At 53.8% G+C, this 1,179-nt stretch carries 2 protein-coding genes; one reads left to right on the forward strand and one right to left on the reverse strand.

The features are described from left to right. Positions 1-364: 364 nt before the first annotated feature. Positions 365-505, reverse strand: coding sequence for a hypothetical protein (locus V8352_RS21770; protein ID WP_336426347.1), 141 nt, complete (start codon positions 503-505; stop codon positions 365-367). Between the two features lie 91 nt (positions 506-596). On the opposite strand from V8352_RS21770, the gene V8352_RS21775 reads away from it, so the two are divergent. Then, entirely contained in the window at positions 597-1,121 is a 525-nt protein-coding gene (locus V8352_RS21775) for a hypothetical protein (RefSeq protein ID WP_336426348.1), read from the forward strand. Positions 1,122-1,179 lie beyond the last annotated feature (58 nt).

Below are 1,179 nucleotides of genomic sequence, written 5' to 3' on the forward strand. Positions count from 1 at the left end.
CGATGGCTGAGGTCTCCGCGTCGGACGCGCCTACCGAAGGCACGAAATATGGGAGCGGCTCAAGCACCGGTGCGCCCGACTACCCACACGGAACGAGAAGGGACCAATTTTCCTTGATGACACTAAAAAGTTGGCGCCGGATTTGGGCGCGCAGATTGGATGCTTTATGAACCGATGGATTTTGTTTCCGTTCCTGCCAGACCACATCACCTGACATAATCCGCTGGAAAACGTGATGGCCACCTCAAGTGACACCACATCCAAGCTCTGGCGGCCAGCTTTCAAGAAACGCAAGCGCGTCTTTGGCTGCAAGGGGACGACTGAATAGGTAGCCTTTTATCACGTCACACCCAAAGCCTTGTAACTAAGCGCGCTGCGCTTCGGTCTCGACCCCTTCGGCAACGACCTGCAGCCCGAGGCGATGGGCGATGCCGATGATGACATCAATCAGGTCAGCGGATCGTGACTCGGGGAGTAGATCGTCGAGGACATGTACCCCTGACATACGCTACTTCTGGACTCACGGAGAGGAATCGTGAGATGAGAGATGTATGCCAATTACGCGAATTATCTTAATATTTTGCACTGCCCTCGGGTTGCTGGTCGTTCCATTTGACTGGCAGGCATTGCCAATGATGTATCCCTTTATGCTTGGATCACTACCCGATTGGCTCTTCACCAATGTAGGGCTCGCGCTTGTGGTAGTTGCTCTCGGGTACATGTGGTCAGAATTTCGTAATATCCGCAGATGGGGGCGGTTTAAGTGGCTTTCGCCGCATGATGCCATCAGCTATCTGCGCGAACGACTACACGCTGACGGGCTGAACGAAGACGGCGCGATACTAGATATGTATTGTCGCGAGCTTGATATTCATGACGTCGTGGCCATGGGCTACATTACGAACGGAATAAACCGTGGTTACATCGCAGCACGCGGAACGAGAGAAAATGGAGTAGCTATCAGAGACATTCCGGCACCACTAGCGGATCACTCAACTTCCACTGTCCAAAAAGAACCCATGACAGAGGCGCAGGTTGGATCTGATGGCCTAGTATACAGAGATTTGTTTTTTTCGGTCCCTTCTCGTTCCGTGTGGGTAGTCGGGCGCACCGGTGCTTGAGCCGCTCCCATATTTCGTGCCTTCGGTAGGCGCGTCCGACGCGGAGACCTCAGCCATC

Origin of the sequence: Roseovarius sp. D0-M9 (genome assembly GCF_037083805.1) — a bacterium.
Taxonomy (GTDB): domain Bacteria; phylum Pseudomonadota; class Alphaproteobacteria; order Rhodobacterales; family Rhodobacteraceae; genus Roseovarius.